Annotated in this window: 12 protein-coding genes; 8 read left to right on the top strand and 4 right to left on the bottom strand. The window is 67.6% G+C overall.

The features are described from left to right. The first annotated feature begins 179 nt into the window (after positions 1 to 179). The 3 genes from NQ034_RS09250 to NQ034_RS09240 all read left to right on the top strand — a co-directional run bounded on the left by NQ034_RS09250 (position 180) and on the right by NQ034_RS09240 (position 4,421). Positions 180 to 686, top strand: coding sequence for a Fur family transcriptional regulator (locus tag NQ034_RS09250; RefSeq protein WP_257048463.1), 507 nt, complete (start codon positions 180 to 182; stop codon positions 684 to 686). Positions 687 to 727: 41 nt separating this feature from the next. Beyond that, a complete protein-coding gene (gene katG, locus NQ034_RS09245) occupies positions 728 to 2,926 on the top strand; it encodes a catalase/peroxidase HPI (protein ID WP_257048522.1) in 2,199 nt (732 codons plus the stop codon). A 121-nt stretch (positions 2,927 to 3,047) separates the two neighbouring features. Next, positions 3,048 to 4,421 (top strand): M20/M25/M40 family metallo-hydrolase, encoded by a 1,374-nt coding sequence (locus tag NQ034_RS09240; protein ID WP_257048461.1) that lies wholly within the window; start codon positions 3,048 to 3,050, stop codon positions 4,419 to 4,421. A 51-nt stretch (positions 4,422 to 4,472) separates the two neighbouring features. On the opposite strand, the gene NQ034_RS09235 is transcribed toward NQ034_RS09240, so the two are convergent. After that, a complete protein-coding gene (locus NQ034_RS09235) occupies positions 4,473 to 5,663 on the bottom strand; it encodes a trans-sulfuration enzyme family protein (protein WP_257048459.1) in 1,191 nt (396 codons plus the stop codon). 210 nt (positions 5,664 to 5,873) lie between these two features. Here NQ034_RS09235 and NQ034_RS09230 point away from each other — a divergent pair, with 210 nt between their 5' ends. Together NQ034_RS09230 and NQ034_RS09225 are read left to right on the top strand one after the other, a co-directional pair. After that, positions 5,874 to 7,175, top strand: coding sequence for a metal-dependent hydrolase family protein (locus tag NQ034_RS09230; RefSeq protein WP_257048457.1), 1,302 nt, complete (start codon positions 5,874 to 5,876; stop codon positions 7,173 to 7,175). A gap of 210 nt (positions 7,176 to 7,385) precedes the next feature. Next, a complete protein-coding gene (locus NQ034_RS09225; protein ID WP_257048456.1) occupies positions 7,386 to 8,639 on the top strand; it encodes a M20 metallopeptidase family protein in 1,254 nt (417 codons plus the stop codon). Positions 8,640 to 8,720: 81 nt separating this feature from the next. Here NQ034_RS09225 and NQ034_RS09220 read toward each other — a convergent pair whose 3' ends face one another. Beyond that, positions 8,721 to 9,794, bottom strand: a complete 1,074-nt coding sequence (locus tag NQ034_RS09220) for an Ltp family lipoprotein (protein ID WP_257048455.1) — start codon at positions 9,792 to 9,794, stop codon at positions 8,721 to 8,723. Between the two features lie 327 nt (positions 9,795 to 10,121). On the opposite strand from NQ034_RS09220, the gene NQ034_RS09215 reads away from it, so the two are divergent. Then, on the top strand, positions 10,122 to 10,400 hold the full coding sequence (locus NQ034_RS09215; protein WP_257048454.1) for a mycoredoxin: 279 nt from the start codon (positions 10,122 to 10,124) through the stop codon (positions 10,398 to 10,400). Positions 10,401 to 10,579: 179 nt separating this feature from the next. Here the strand turns inward: NQ034_RS09215 and NQ034_RS09210 are convergent, their stop codons facing one another. Beyond that, the gene (locus tag NQ034_RS09210) at positions 10,580 to 10,975 is read right to left on the bottom strand and encodes a winged helix-turn-helix transcriptional regulator (RefSeq protein WP_257048453.1); all 396 of its coding nucleotides are present in this window, start codon (positions 10,973 to 10,975) and stop codon (positions 10,580 to 10,582) included. Positions 10,976 to 10,992: 17 nt separating this feature from the next. Here NQ034_RS09210 and NQ034_RS09205 point away from each other — a divergent pair, with 17 nt between their 5' ends. Together NQ034_RS09205 and NQ034_RS09200 are read left to right on the top strand one after the other, a co-directional pair. After that, on the top strand, positions 10,993 to 12,357 hold the full coding sequence (locus NQ034_RS09205) for an MFS transporter (protein ID WP_257048452.1): 1,365 nt from the start codon (positions 10,993 to 10,995) through the stop codon (positions 12,355 to 12,357). Positions 12,358 to 12,411: 54 nt separating this feature from the next. Then, positions 12,412 to 13,497: an alkene reductase gene (locus tag NQ034_RS09200; protein ID WP_257048451.1), complete on the top strand. Its 1,086-nt coding sequence runs from the start codon at positions 12,412 to 12,414 to the stop codon at positions 13,495 to 13,497. A 71-nt stretch (positions 13,498 to 13,568) separates the two neighbouring features. On the opposite strand, the gene NQ034_RS09195 is transcribed toward NQ034_RS09200, so the two are convergent. Continuing rightward, positions 13,569 to 14,828 carry a helix-turn-helix domain-containing protein gene (locus NQ034_RS09195; protein WP_257048450.1) on the bottom strand — a complete coding sequence of 420 codons (1,260 nt, stop codon included), beginning with the start codon at positions 14,826 to 14,828 and terminating at the stop codon, positions 13,569 to 13,571. Positions 14,829 to 15,044 lie beyond the last annotated feature (216 nt).

Genomic DNA, 15,044 nt, shown 5'->3' with positions numbered 1-15,044 from the left:
GGCGGCCCCCAGGTTGGTCGTGGGTCTGGTTTGGGGCCGTTCCTTCGAAGCGACGAGCCCAAACCAGAACCACGACGAACCTTGCCCGGACCACGACGGCGGGCGTGAACCGCGACCCCAACCGAAAAACCTCCCTCCATCCCCTTTTTTGAATGACTCAAAAGTTGTACACTGAAGACATGAACAGAACGACAACCCCGGACGCATTGGCAGAACGCCTGCGCACCGGTGGCCTGCGGGTGACCGCGGGGCGGGTTGCCGTGTTGGAATACCTGGACGGCCATCATCATTGCTCGGCCTCCGATATTCACCGGGCGCTGGGTGCGGAACTGCCCAGCCTGTCTCCGCAGTCCGTGCACAATATCGTGGGCGACTTGTCCCACGCCGGACTGTTGCGCCGTTTGGACCTCCCGGATTCCGGTGGGGCCCTCTACGAACCGGCGGTGGGAAACAACCACCACCATGTGCAGTGCGTGGTGTGCGGCCGGATCGAAGACGTCGCGTGCGTCGTCGGTCAGGCCCCCTGCCTGCGTCCGGATCATGAACACGGCATGCGCATCCTGGAGGCCGCGGTGACGTTCCGCGGTATCTGCCGGGACTGCGAATCCCGGGATTCCCCTGAATCCCGGGACCCACAGTTCCCCCACGAATCAACAGCTTCCACTCATCACGAGGAAAGGAATTAACAGTGACTGATGTCAACGCAGAAGCCGGCAAGTGCCCGGTGATGCCCAGCCAGGTGGACTTCAAGGGCGCCGGCGCGGACAAGTCCGCGGAATTCGGTACCACGAACCGCGACTGGTGGCCCGAACGCCTGAACCTGAAGATCCTGGCGAAGAACCCCGCCGTAGCCAACCCCAACGGCGCGGACTTCGACTACAACGCGGCGTTCGAAGCTCTGGACCTGGACCAGGTCAAGAAGGACATCGACGCGACCCTGAGTGACTCCCAGCCCTGGTGGCCGGCCGACTTCGACTACTACGGTCCGTTCATCGTCCGCATGGCCTGGCACTCCGCCGGCACCTACCGCGTGTTCGACGGCCGTGGTGGCGGCGGCACCGGTCAGCAGCGCTTCGCCCCGCTGAACAGCTGGCCGGACAACGGCAGCCTGGACAAGGCCCGCCGCGTGCTGTGGCCCGTCAAGCAGAAGTACGGCAAGTCCCTGTCCTGGGGCGACCTGATGATCCTGGCCGGCAACGTCGCGCTGGAGCACATGGGCTTCAAGACCTTCGGCTTCGGTGGCGGTCGCCCCGAAGCCTGGGAGCCGGACGACGACGTCTACTGGGGCTCGGAGAAGTCCTGGCTGGGCACCGATGAGCGCTACACGGAGGAACGTCGGCTGGAGAAGCCGCTGGGCGCGTCCACCATGGGCCTTATCTACGTCAACCCGGAGGGCCCCGAAGGCCAGCCGGACCCGGCTGCCGCGGCCTCGGACATCCGCGACACCTTCGGCCGCATGGGCATGAACGACGAGGAAACCGTCGCCCTGATCGCCGGTGGCCACACCTTCGGCAAGACCCACGGCGCCGCCCCCGACGGCGAACACAACGGTCCGGAGCCGGAAGCCGCTCCGATGGAGCAGATGGGCCTGGGCTGGAAGAACGACTTCGGCGAGGGCAAGGGCAACGACACCATCACCTCGGGCATCGAGGTCACCTGGACCTACCACCCGACTCGCTGGGACAACGAGTTCTTCCACATCCTGTTCGCCTACGAATGGGAATGCGTCGTCGGCGAAGGCGGCCACTTCCACTGGCGCCCGAAGGACGGCGGCGGCTCCGATATGGTGCCGATGGCCCAGGGGTCGGGCCGCCGTGAGCCCCGCATGCTCACGACCGACATCTCGTTGCGCGTCGATCCGGCCTACGAGAAGATCTCCCGGAAGTTCAAGGACGACCAGGCGGCCTTCAGCGACGCCTTCGCCCGCGCCTGGTTCAAGCTGACCCACCGCGATATGGGTCCGAAGACCCGCTACAAGGGTGCCGAGGTCCCCGCTGAGGATCTGATCTGGCAGGATCCGATCCCCGCGGCCGACTACAAGCAGATCGACTCCGCCGACGTCGACGCCATCAAGGCCAAGATCGCCGAGTCCGGCCTGTCCGTGTCCGAGCTGGTCTCCACCGCCTTCGCCGCCGCAAGCTCCTTCCGCGGCTCCGATAAGCGCGGCGGCGCCAACGGTGGCCGCATCCGCCTGGAACCGCAGCGCAGCTGGGAGGTCAACAACCCGGCGCAGCTGAACAAGGTCATCCCGGTGCTCGAGGGCATCCAGGAGGCCTTCAACGCCGAGGCCGCCGACGGCAAGCAGGTGTCCTTCGCCGACGTTGTCGTCATCGCCGGCAACGTGGGTGTCGAGCAGGCCGCCAAGGCAGCCGGCTTCGATGTCACCGTGCCGTTCCACGCCGGCCGCGTGGATACGACGCAGGAACTCACGGACACGGACTCGTTCGAGTACCTCAACCCGGCAGCCGACGGATTCCGCAACTACGAATCCGCCCGTGCGCAGGGCCAGCCTGCGGAATACCTGTTGGTCGACCGCGCCAACCTGCTGAACCTCTCGGCTCCGGAGATGACGGTGCTGCTGGGCGGCATGCGCCAGCTGGGCACCAACTGGGATGGCTCCGACTACGGTGTGCTGACCGACCAGCCGGGCGTGCTGACGAACGACTACTTCGTCAACCTGCTCGACATGAAGTACTCCTGGTCGCCGCTGGATCCGGGCTCGCGCGCCTTCGAGGCGACCGAGGACGCGACCGGTGAGAAGGTCTTCCGCGCCACCCGCGCGGACCTGGTCTTCGGTTCGAACTCCGAACTGCGCGCCGTCGCCGAGGTCTACGCCTCCGATGACGCCAAGGAGAAGTTCGTCAACGACTTCGTGGCCGCCTGGGCCAAGGTCGCCGAGCTGGACCGCTTCGACCTGCACGCCTGAGTTGATCTAGCCCCGGCATACTCCAAAGCGATCCCCGCACTCCAAACCCCAGAAGGGGTTCGGAGTGCGGGGATCGCTTTGTTCTTCCCACCTGCGCGAATATCGATGGGAAAATGGGGACATGAGTACTCCCATTGATCGGATCATCGAAGCTCTGGACCGCCGCGTCGCCATCGCCACGGAGAGTCAGGCGGGTGGCTGCAGGGAGAACATGCTGCGCTATCTGAATGCGGAGATCATTCCGGAACTGACCGCCGCCGGCTTCACCGCCGCTGTCCACGAAAACCCGAAATCCATCGAACACCCCCTGCTGGTGGCCCGTCGGATCGAATCCGCCGACCTGCCCACCGTGTTGCTCTACGGCCACGCCGACGTGCAGTTCGCCCATGCCGAACAGTGGCGCGCCGGCTTGGACCCTTGGAAACTCACCCGCGAGGGCGACCGACTCTACGGCCGCGGCAGTGCGGACAACAAGGGCCAGCACACCGTCAACCACGTCGCCCTGGCCGACACGATCGCCGCGGCCCCGGACGGCCACCTGGGCTACAACGTCACCGTGCTCCTGGAAACCGCGGAGGAATCCGGCTCCCTGGGCCTGCGCGCCTTCGCCGAGTCCAACCGGGACCTGCTGGCCGCCGACCTGTTCATCGGCTCCGACGGCCCCCGTTACGCAGCTGACGCCCCGACGATCTTCCTGGGCTCACGCGGCTGCGCGACCTTCGAGCTCGTCTGCGATCTGCGTGCGGGCGGCAACCACTCCGGCAACTGGGGCGGCAAACTGCGCAACCCCGCCACCGTCATCGCCGCGGCCATCAACGCCCTGGTCGACGGCACCGGCCGGATCCGCCCCGCCGCCCTGCGCCCCGGCCCCCTCCCGGACTCCGTGCGCGCCACCATCGACGCCCTGCCGGACCGGCCCCCGGCCCCCGACGACCCCGCGATCGACCCGGGCTGGGGCGAACCGGGGCTGACCCCCGATGAGAAGGTCCTGGGCTTCAACGTCCTCGAGGTCCTGGCCTTCACCGCCGGCGACCCGGACGCCCCCGTCAACGCGATCCCCGGCTCCGCCCGCGCGGTCGTCCAGCTGCGCTACGTGGTGGGCACCGACGACTCCGACCTGCCCGGCGCTGTCCGCCGGGCACTGGCCGATGCCGGTATCACCGGGGTCGAGGTCAGTGCCGGCGAGCAGATGAACGCCACCCGCCTGGATCCCGAGGCCCCCGCGGCCCTGGCGGCCGCGCGGGCGGTGCGTGCGGCCTCGGGCGCGGATGCGGCGATCGAACCGAACCTGGGCGGCACCATCCCCAACGATGTGTTCGCCGAGGTGCTGAACCTGCCGACGGTCTGGCTGCCGCACTCCTACCCCGGCTGCAATCAGCACGCGCCCAATGAGCACGCGCTCGTGTCGATCCTGGAATCCGGCTACGCCATCATGCGCGAGGTCTTCGCCGACCTGAGCCGCAACCCCGCCGACTGGTTCGGCGGCCGGGCATGAGGTTGCACATTCTGACCGATCTGCACGTTCAGCGATCGCCAGTGGTCGGTTTCAGAGCCGGCCGATAGTCGATTCCAGCCCCGCCTGCAGGCCGTCGGCGAGGTCGGCCAGGAGGTCGGCCTCGTCCTCCAGGCCGATCGCCAGGCGGATCACGGCGGGGTCCACGGCGAGCTCGGTGTCCGCGAGCACCCGGTGCGTCATCGAAGCCGGATGGTCGATCAGCGATTCGACCCCGCCCAGGGACTCGGCCAGGGTGAATACCCGAGTGTTCCGACAGATTTCAGTAGCGAGTTCCGGGCTGTCCGCGCGAAAGGACACGACCCCGCCGAAGCCGTTCATCTGCCTGTGGGCCAGCTCGTGGCGCGGGTGCGATTCGAGCCCGGGGTAGTAGACCTCGGCCACCCCGGGCCGCCCCTCCAACCAGCGGGCCACGGCCAGCGCATTGGCGCAGTGGCGCTCCATCCGCAGCGCCAGGGTCTTGACCCCGCGCAGGGTCAGCCAGGTGTCGAAAGGTGCCTGCCCTACCCCGGCGTTGAAGATCCAGCGCTCGATCCGCACCGCCGCATCGCTGGTCCGCGGGGAATCGGTGCGCAGCAGGACCGCCCCGCCGATCACATCCGAATGCCCGCCGATGAACTTCGTGGTCGAATGCAGCACCACATCGGCGCCCAACTCCAGGGGCCGCTGCACATACGGCGAGGCGAAGGTCGAGTCGACGACCAACAGGGCTCCCGCGGTGTGAGCCCGCGCCGCGATCGATTCGATGTCGAGGACGTCCAGACAGGGATTCGAGGGCGTCTCGATCCACACCAGCGCTGCGCCGTCGGCCAGCACCCGGTCCAGGGCAGCGTCATCGGTGGTGTCGACGGTGACGATGCGCACGCCCCAGCGGGCGTACTCGTCCTCGGCCAGGCGCACGGTGCCGCCGTAGACGTCGCGCGGCAGCACCAGGGTGTCGCCGGGGGACAGTAGAGCGTTGAGTACAGCGGTTTCGGCGGCCATCCCGCTGGCCACCACCGCGCAGAAGTCCGCGCCCTCCAGCCCGGCCAGGGTGTCCTCCAGCGCGGTGCGGTTCGGATTGCCCGCCCTGGCATAGTCATAGGGCCCGCGCATCACACCGGGGGACTCCATCGCGAAGGTCGAACTCAGATACAGCGGCGCGACCACGGAACCGAAGGAATCGGTATCGGCCGCGGCCGAGGCGTGGATCGAGCGGGTGGTGAAGCCGGGTGCGTCGGTCATGGTGAGTCCTCCCTGTCGTATGGGTGAACCCCAGTGAACACCTCCGGCCGGGTGATGTGTGACGGCAATGACATACAGGGTCACCCGACGTCACACTCGGCGGCCCGTCCGGCGGCTCGGCGGCCAGGCGCATTTGGTAGGTTGGAACCCGGTCAGAAGTGATCTCCAACCGATCCAATACCGATCTCATAACCTAGGACGTGAAGTACCGTGAACCCGGTCCGCCTACCAGCCACTCCAGCCAATACCGATGAATACCGCCTCACCGGCGTCACTCTGATCGACGGCACCGGGGCACTCCCGGTTGAAAACGCCACCGTCGACGTGGCCGCCGGCCGCATCGCAGCGGTTTACTCGGGCACCGAGGCGCCTGCGACCTCGGCCCCGGTCTACGACCTGACCGGCAAGTTCCTGCTGCCGGGCTTCATCGACGCACACGTCCACTTCAACCTCAACATCGAGGCCCCCGCGGCCGAGGTCGAGGCTCGGTTCCCCGGCGAGTCCGCCTTCGAAGCCGCCCTGGTGGCCCGCAAGACCCTGTTCGCCGGTGTCACCACGGTGCGCGACCTGGGCGGTCAGGACCCCAGCCTGCGCAATGCGGTGGCCCGCGCGCAGATCATCGGCCCGCGCATGCACCTGGCGCTCGCGGCCCTGTCGCCCACGGGCGGCCACACCGATGCCCACCTGGCCAACGGCGTGCACTCCGGTCTGTCGGCCTCCGTCGCCGGTGTCAACCCCGTAGTGGACTCCGATGACGAAGTGCGCAAGACCGTGCGGACCCTGGTGCGCACCGGAGCCGACGCGATCAAGGTCTGCGCTACCGGTGGCGTGTCCAGCCCCTCGGACACCCCGGACGATGTGGGTATCGGCGCCCACCAGATCGCCATCATCGTGGAGGAGATGGCCAAGCGGGCCGGCCAGCCCGTGGCGGCCCACGCACAGGGCCCGGTGGGCATCAAGGAGGCGATCCGCGGCGGTGTGTCCAGTGTGGAGCACGGTTACGGCATCGACGACGAGGGCATCGACCTGATGCTGGAGAAGGATACCTTCCTGGTGCCCACCCTCTCCAGTGCGCTGCGTGTGCCCGATCCCGCGCTGGTGCCCGATTACCTGTACCAGAAGAAGGTGAAGTGGTCGGCGATCGCACGCGAACGCGTGACCGCAGCGATCGCAGCCGGCGTCAAGGTCGCAACCGGAACCGATTCGGGTATCTGCCCTCACGGCGAGAACCTGATGGAATTGAAGCACCTGGTGTCGCTGGGCATGAGCCCGCTGGACGCGATCACCGCCGGCACCCGCAATTCCGCGCAGCTGCTGCGCCTGGATTCGGACCTGGGTACGGTCGAGGCCGGGAAGCTGGCCGACCTGGTCATCACCGACATCGACCCGCTGGCAGATATCGCCGCGCTGGCCGACCCGGCGAACGTGCGCGTCGTCCTGCAGGGCGGCCGCAAGGTCAAGGACACGGACTCGGCGCTGCCGGGCCTGGACCTGGCTCACTCCGCCTTCTGAGACGCACAGCCTGCAGGTGAGCTTCGATCCCTCCCCGTGAGCAGTCACTTTGGTCTGGTCTCGTCCTGATTCGCAGTCACTTTGGTCTGGATTCCGGGCAGATTCTCGGACCAAAGTGACTGCAAATCGAGGGGCATCGGACCAAAGTGACTGCTCACCGAGGGGGTTGCACGCTCCTGCCCACAGCCGTTGAACCGAAAGGACCCGCTGATGACCGTTGACTACGTGGCCGAGGCCGCGGCCCTGCTGCCCGAACTCCAGGACCTGCGCCGCCGGCTCCACGCCGAGCCGGAGACGGGCCTGGACCTGCCCGGTACCCAGGCCAAGGTGCTCGAGGCTCTGGAACCGCTGCGCGAATCCGCGGGCCTGGAGATCACCGTGGGTACGGGCCTGAGCTCCGTGACCGCGGTGCTGCGCGGCACTCACCCGGATCGGCCTGCGGGCCCTGCGGCAGGGGCCCCGGCGGAGGCCGTTTCCGCACCCGCGGTCCTGCTGCGCGGGGACATGGACGGCCTGCCGGTCACGGAGCTGACCGACGAGCCCTTCAAATCGCTGAACGGGAACATGCACGCGTGCGGCCACGACCTGCACACCTCGGGCCTGGTGGGTGCGGCGCGGCTGCTGGCCGCCCACCGCGACCAGCTGCCCGGCGACGTCGTCTTCATGTTCCAGCCGGGGGAGGAAGATCCCGGCGGTGCCCCGATCATGATCGAGGAGGGTGTGCTGGAGGCGGCGGGCCCGCGGGTCTGCGCGGCCTTCGGCGTCCATGTCGAGGTCCGCGAGGCCGGGATCCTGCACACCAAGCCGGGCATCCTGCAGTCGGGCTCGAACATCCTGCATGTGACCATCAACGGCGCAGGCGGCCACGGCTCGAAGCCGTACGAGTCCCGTGACCCGGTGCCAGCCCTGGCGGAACTGGTGCTGGCGCTGCAGAACATGGTCTCGCGCCGCTTCGACGTCTTCGACCCGGTGGTCATGTCGGTCACGCAGCTGTCTGCAGGGGACGCGGTCAACGTCATCCCGGCCTCGGCCACGCTGGGTGCGACGATCCGCGTGTTCTCAGCCGAGGCGCTGGCCACCATGCAGACCGAGGTCGATCGCCTGGCCGCCGGCATCGCCGCCGCCCACGGGTGCACGGCCGAGGTGGACTTCCAGGTGAAGTACCCCGTGACGGTCAACGACGAGTCTGAGACGGTTTGGGCGATGGACCAGGTGCGCGGGCTGCTGGGGGCCGAGCGGATGCGCACCCTGGCCGATCCGGTGATGCCCAGCGAGGACTTCAGCTATGTGCTGGACGAGGTGCCCGGCACGTACATGATGCTGGGCGCCAAGCGCGCCGATGTACCCGAGGACAAGCAGGCGGACAACCATTCGCCCTATGTCGTCTTCGACGATGCGGTGCTGGGCGATCAGGCCGCGGTGCTCGCACACCTGGCCACCCAGCGCCTGCGTGCCGAGGTTTAAAAGATATAAGCGATCCCTCCAGATTTGACCGGGATTCCGGTCAAATCTGGAGGGATCGCTTATATGTCTGGACGCACCCGGTCAGAGGCCGACCTGCTTGACCCCATAGGCGGCCTGAGACGGGGTGAAGCCCTCGAATTCGAGTTGCTCCTGTAGGCCATCGGCGGAGAAGGAGCCTGAGCGCAGGTAGCTCTTAGCCTTCTTCACAGCCTGCTCTTTCCAATTCGCCTGGACATGGTTGGCGCCGTATTGAGCCTGTGCGCTGGTGAATCCCTCGAACTCTAACTGCTCGACTAAGCCGGACTTGGAGAATGCCGAACTGTGCAGATAACTTCCGGCCTTCTTCAACGCCTGGTCTTTCCAGTTCACCTCGATATGGGCGACCGCCCACGTGGCGTCGGAGGTAGAGAATCCCTCGAACTCCAGCTGCTCGACCAGGCCGGATTTGGAGAAAGCCGAACTGCGCAGGTAACTCTGGGCCCGCTCCACTGCATTTTGCTGGCTCAGGGTGCCGGCAGAGGTCTTGTGTTCGGTGCTGCTTTTACTGCTGCTCTCGCCGGTGCTGCTGTGGGATTCGGTTGTAGTGGTTTTCCGGTGGGTCTCCGATGTCTGTCGGCGGGGCGCTGTATCCCGTGCCGAATCGTCGGCGGCCGGGGCGGGGCCGGCGGCCGGACCCCCGGCGGAACCACCGGGGGCCTGCTCGGCCGGAGCCTGGGCCGGACGGGTACTGTGCGTTGCAGCGGGACCGGCGGGTGCCCCGGGTGCGGGGGAGCTGGTCACGGTCGTGGTGGTGGACCACTGGCCGATAAAGGACATGAGGGCGAGGGCCAGACCGGCCAGGACGAGTACGATGCTCGTGATCCAGGCGAGTACCCGGTATGTGCGGTAGCCGCGCAGCCGATACCCTTGATCGTCCCGTGCGCCATTGCCCAGGATGATGATGAGATCGATCAGCGCCCAGGCGCCCAGCCCGCCGGCGGTGATGAGTTTGAGGACGCCCGTGCCGGCCTTGCCCAGGTAGAAGCGGTCGATTCCCAGCCCGCCCAGGAACAGGGACAGCAACCAGGCTACGACGAAGGACCTCGTCCCCTCCTGCTCGACTGGGTTCGGTGTTGGCGACATCGAGGTGGCGGGATATGTGGGGGCGGTGCTCAAGGCGGACCTTTCGTGCTGTAGTTTCAGGCAGCAGGGTGGTGGCAGATCCGGTTGTGTTCGCGAGCTCGCGCACCGTAGCGGAGCTGCAAACCGGTGTGGATGTGAATACGTCTATATGTTACTTTACTAAGTTTTCTTAGAGTCTCGGTGGCTGTTGAGGCTCGTCACGTTTCACGTGGAACCTGTTAAACGGGCAAGCCGGCGGATGTGTGGGGAGCGAGTTCACAGGGGTGGCTGACTGGGGCCGAGGTCGGGAATAGTGCTCCTCCGTGTACGGTTGTCGCAAGTGAGCCATATAGCTTGAAGACGAGATGAAGGAGGGTGCCGATGAGCACTGAGGTTGAGGAATTCCTGCCGGAGGCCGGCAAGGTCACGATGTTCACCACCAGCTGGTGCGGGTACTGCAAGCGCCTGAAGCCGCAGCTGGCCCAGGCCGGTATTGAGATCAACGAGGTCAATATCGAGGACATCGCCAACGGTGCTCAGGTGGTCGAGGCCGCCAACGGTGGCAACCAGACGGTGCCCACGCTGCTCTACATCGACGGCACCACGCAGACGAATCCGTCCGCGGCACAGGTTAAGGAGAAGCTGGCCTCGCTGGCCTGATCCCTCTGGTCTGATCCACACCCTGCCTAGTCTGCACGCTGGCAGCCCGGTCGACCGGGTCCAGGCTCCGCCCCCATCGTTCGATGGGGGCGGAGTCGTTTTCCGTATGTGCCGGGTATGCGCGTCGTATGTGCGAGGTGCGAGGTGCGTGGTGCGAGGTGCGAGAGCCAGGGTGCGGGCTATGGGTTGAGCTCGGTCACGGGTTCGGCCAGCGGGGGATACTGTTCCTTCCGCTTGGGGTCGTCCGGCGCCACTGCGTGGTGCAGACCCCATTCCAGGAGTCCATTGAGCACGGGGATCAGGTCCGCGCCGGCCTCGGTCAGATGATAGGTGTGGCGCTGCGAGTTCGGGCACTGGCGGCGCATGACGATGCCCGCGGACTCTAGGGACTTCAGTCGGGCGGCGATGCGGTCGCGGGGGGCTCCGGTGCCGCGCACGATGTCGGAGAACCGGTGATTGTCCATGGCGATCTCACGGATCACGAGTAGGGCCCAGCGTTCTCCTACGAGTTCCAATGAGGCCGCGATCGGGCAGGCGCGGCCGGGTAGATCGGTGAGCGGAACTGTCGTTGCCATGCTGGTATGCTACCCCCATGAGTTTGAGAATCAAACCAAACTGGAGTGAGCGTCCACTCCTGCCCATCGCCCTGGGCACGGCCCTGGTGCTGGTGACCTATGTGACGCCGATGGCGACGTTGCCCTCGGCTGCAGGGGACCTCGGCGCGGGGACATCCGCCCGGGCCTGGATCCTGAGTGCGATGAGTGTGGGATTGGCCGGAGGCCTGCTGGCCGCCGGCCTGCTGGGGGATCGGTTCGGGCGCCGCGGCGTCTACGCTGTGGGCCTGTCGGCCGTCGCCGTCGGTGCGCTGGGCTGCGCGGTGGCCTGGAACCCGGCGATACTGATCGGCTCGCGCATCCTGCAGGGATTCGGCGGAGCCGCCGTGATCGCCTGCGGTCTGGCCATCCTGGCGCACTCCTACCCGGCCGCACAACAGCGGGCGCACGCCACCTCGATCTGGGGAGCCAGCATCGGAGCCGGGATCGCCGGCGGTTCACTCCTGGCGATGCTGCTTGACCTGGCAGCCGGCTGGCGGTCGAACTACGTGGTGACAGCGGTCCTGGGCGCGCTCCTGCTCGCCGGCACGCTCGTGACTCTGCCTGCCTCGCGGGCAACGCGGCTGCGCCCGGTCGACGTCCCGGGGCTGGTGCTGTTGGTCGCCGGCACAGTGCTCCTGGTGGCCGCCCTGACCCAGCTGCGACACGGAGTCACCGTGTCCTTCGTCGTCCTCGCGCTGTCCGCCCTGTGCGTCCTCGGCGTTCTCGGGATCGTCGAGGCGCGGGTGCGCCACCCGCTCATCGAACCGGGCCTGCTGCGCGCCCCCCGAGTCCTGGCCGCCACCATCGGCGCCCTGACCGTGGGCGTCGGGACCATCGGGATGACATCCTTCCTGCCGACGGTCGCCCAATCGGGATTCGGCGCCTCGCTGCAACTGGCCAGCCTGCCGCCGCTGGTGTGGGCGGTCGCCAGCACCTTCACCGCGATCGCCGTGCGCTGGCTGCCCTTCCCCGTGGAGGGGCCGTGGGCGGTCGCCATCCTCTTGGCCCTGACGTCCGGGTTCATGCTGACAGCGGTGGGCGCCGAATCCGTGCCACGCCTGATCCTGCCGATGGTGCTCATTGGCATCACCAGCGGTCTGCTCAACTCCACCCTGGGGCGGGAGGCCGTGGCCAGCGTGCCCGCCGACCACGCGGCCACGGGCAGCGGCGCGAACAACACCGCACGCTATCTGGGGGCGGCCTGCGGCATCACCCTGTTCACGATCATCGCGACGGCCACGACCCAGGACATCGTGGACGGCTGGAGCATCGCGGTATTCGTCGCAGCGGGGCTCACCGTCCTCGGCGCGCTGCTGATCGTGGCGCGGATTCTCATCCGAACCCGGCGACCGGGAACCTGAACCCAGCCCGTAAGTCACACAACACACCTGCAACCTCAAGGAGAGACACCCACCATGACCGATCTCGAAAACCTCTGGCAGCCCTTCAAACTGGGCCGGATCGAGCTCGCGCACCGCCTGGCAATGGCGCCCATGACCCGCAACCGGGCGAATCCCGACGGGACACCGGGCGCGCTCGCCGTCGAGTACTACGGACAGCGGGCCTCACTGGGCCTGCTCATTACCGAGGGCACCCAGCCGTCGGCCGACGGGCAGGGGTATATGAACACCCCCGGCATCTACACGCCGGAACACATCGCCGGCTGGAGCACAGTCGCCGGTGCGGTCCATGAGAAGGGTGGCCGTCTGTTCATCCAGCTGATGCACGTCGGGCGCATGTCGCACCCGGACAACACGCCGCACCACCGCCGGCCGGTCGCGCCCTCGGCGATATCGGCCGAACAGGAGATGTACACCGCCAGGGGCCCGAAGCGGACGCCGGTCCCGCGTGAGCTGTCGGCGGCGGAAATCCAGGATGTGATCGGCGAGTTCCGGCACGCGGCGGCGTCCGCGATCGCCGCGGGAGCCGATGGGGTGGAAGTCCATGCGGCGAATGGCTACCTGCTACACCAGTTCCTGGCGCCCAATGCGAACCAGCGCACCGACGAATACGGTGGGTCGATTGAGAACCGGGCCCGGCTGTCCATCGAGGTCGCCCGAGCGGTTGCCGATGAGATCGGGGCCGACCGTACCGGCATCCGCATTTCTCCTGGGTTCCCGCTCGGGGGACTCGACGAAGGTGGGGCCGAGGCCGTGCGCGCCCAATACGGCTACCTCGTCGGCGAGCTCGCACAGTTGGGCCTCGCCTACCTGCACGTGCACCACCTGGGCGACGATGAACTCCTGGCCTCGTTCCGCCGGGTGTGGCCGAGCGCGGTGCTCGTCGTCCGCTACGGGCGCGAGCGCGAGGGGATCGCTACCGATATCGACAGGGGACTGGCCGATATCGCCCCGCTGGGCCGGTTCGCGCTGGCGAATCCGGACATCGTGGAGCGTCTGCGCACGGGTGCGCCACTGAATGACCTCGACCCGTCGACCCTCTACACCGGTGGCGCACACGGCTACATCGACTACCCGACGCTGACCCGGGCTGAGATGTGACTACGGTGGCCCGGCGAAACGTCGCCCGGCCGGGCCGTTTCAGTCGGAGTGTGCCCCCAGCCGGGGTCGTTTCAGCCAACCATGCTGAGGTCGGCCAACAGGTGGTAGGGGGAGCCCGAGACCAAATCGGGGAAGCGCTTGCGCAGCCGGCTGATCTCCGCGCGCACGGTCACCGGCGTCACGGTGCCGCCCCACACCTGCTCGGACAGGGCCTCGGCCTTCAAGGGCACGGTGGAATCCCGTAGGGCGCGCAACAGTTCCGCGTGCCGGGGACAGACCGACTGGGTGATGGCCTCGCCGGCGGCCGTCACCGTCAGGGCGCCCGCGGAGAAGTCCAGAGCGTACTCGGCGGTCGGCTGCCCGTGCTCCAGCGGGACGACCAGAACCCCGGCGCCGCTGCGGTGGACCTCGACTGCCCCCAGGCCGCGCAGCACGGTCCGCCCCGTTACCAGGCCCACGCCCAGGTTCAACTGTTCACCGACCTCGACACCGGAGGAATCGGCGACCCAGCCGCACGGATCGCACAGCACCCATCGTCCGGACCCCGCGGCGCCGCCGGCGCTCATGGAGCCGCCCGCGCCCAAACCCGACAGCGGGGTGAAACCGCCACGGCGCGGGCCCGCCGCCCGCAGCTTGGCCAGCCTGCGGTGGTGGGCGTCGCGCAACATGAACTCGATCTGCCCGGTCAGCGCCTGCACCATCCCCAGGATCGCCGGATGGGCGGTGGCCACGGGTCCGGACACATCGATGATGGCCAGGATCTGCCCTGTCGCGGGATCGCGCACGGGCGCTGCGGAGCAGCTCCATCCATGGTGACTGGAACACCAGTGCTCCGGGCCCAGGATCTGCACCGGCCCGCCCATCAGCGCCGCCACCCCGATCGCATTGGTGCCCACGGACTGCTCCGCCCAATCCGCGCCCTCGACGAAACCCAGGGAATCGGCGCTGCCCAGGGCCGGTCTGTCCCCGATCCGGTGGATGATCCGGGAATCCGGAGTGGACACCACGCCGATCAGCCGCGAATCGGACAGAGCCGGTGCCAGCGCCGCGTCCACCTGGGCCAGAACCGTGGCCGAGGCGTCCCCATAGCTGGTCAGTAGCCTCGCCCTGTCCTGGGCGACGCGGGACTCGTCGATCCTGGGGTCGCGGTGGTCGACCGGCACCCCGCCGCGCAGCATCCGCTTCCACGACCTGTCGATCACCGGACGGGGTTTGGCCGGGGGCCTGCCGCCGCAGCGGATCGCCTGGTGGACCTCGGCCAGCACACGGGCGTACTCGCTGGGGTCCTCGTCGAAGGGTAGTGCGTACTCGGGTTGTGGCGTCTGCCTCATCGCTGTGCCTTCCGCGCCTGGCGGTATCGGATCGGAAACGAACCCGGGCGGTCGGTGCGGGCCCCGCCGCGGCCTCGTCCTCCCGTCGTCCTCCACATGTGAATCCGTATGTGATGTCTACCTTATGTAGAGGACGATAACAGCGTTGCAATGCGTTGCAAAGGCCCTCTTCCCCAGTGAACACGGGAATCTCAGCACACGAAACATTCTGTTGCT

This window comes from Brevibacterium moorei, assembly GCF_024580735.1.
GTDB classification, from domain to species: Bacteria; Actinomycetota; Actinomycetes; order Actinomycetales; family Brevibacteriaceae; genus Brevibacterium; species Brevibacterium moorei.
Note: the sequence above shows the minus strand (reverse complement) of the source record. Positions and strands in the feature narration are given on the sequence as shown.

What these genes read in the sequence shown, in the direction of transcription:
- NQ034_RS09200 (WP_257048451.1), top strand. Translation starts at nt 12,412, where the DNA reads ATGACCGATCTCGAAAACCTCTGGCAGCCCTTCAAACTGGGCCGGATC.
- NQ034_RS09210 (WP_257048453.1), bottom strand. Translation starts at nt 10,975, where the DNA reads ATGGCAACGACAGTTCCGCTCACCGATCTACCCGGCCGCGCCTGCCCG.
- NQ034_RS09240 (WP_257048461.1), top strand. Translation starts at nt 3,048, where the DNA reads ATGAGTACTCCCATTGATCGGATCATCGAAGCTCTGGACCGCCGCGTC.
- NQ034_RS09225 (WP_257048456.1), top strand. Translation starts at nt 7,386, where the DNA reads ATGACCGTTGACTACGTGGCCGAGGCCGCGGCCCTGCTGCCCGAACTC.
- NQ034_RS09195 (WP_257048450.1), bottom strand. Translation starts at nt 14,828, where the DNA reads ATGAGGCAGACGCCACAACCCGAGTACGCACTACCCTTCGACGAGGAC.
- NQ034_RS09250 (WP_257048463.1), top strand. Translation starts at nt 180, where the DNA reads ATGAACAGAACGACAACCCCGGACGCATTGGCAGAACGCCTGCGCACC.
- NQ034_RS09215 (WP_257048454.1), top strand. Translation starts at nt 10,122, where the DNA reads ATGAGCACTGAGGTTGAGGAATTCCTGCCGGAGGCCGGCAAGGTCACG.
- katG (WP_257048522.1), top strand. Translation starts at nt 728, where the DNA reads ATGCCCAGCCAGGTGGACTTCAAGGGCGCCGGCGCGGACAAGTCCGCG.
- NQ034_RS09235 (WP_257048459.1), bottom strand. Translation starts at nt 5,663, where the DNA reads ATGACCGACGCACCCGGCTTCACCACCCGCTCGATCCACGCCTCGGCC.
- NQ034_RS09205 (WP_257048452.1), top strand. Translation starts at nt 10,993, where the DNA reads ATGAGTTTGAGAATCAAACCAAACTGGAGTGAGCGTCCACTCCTGCCC.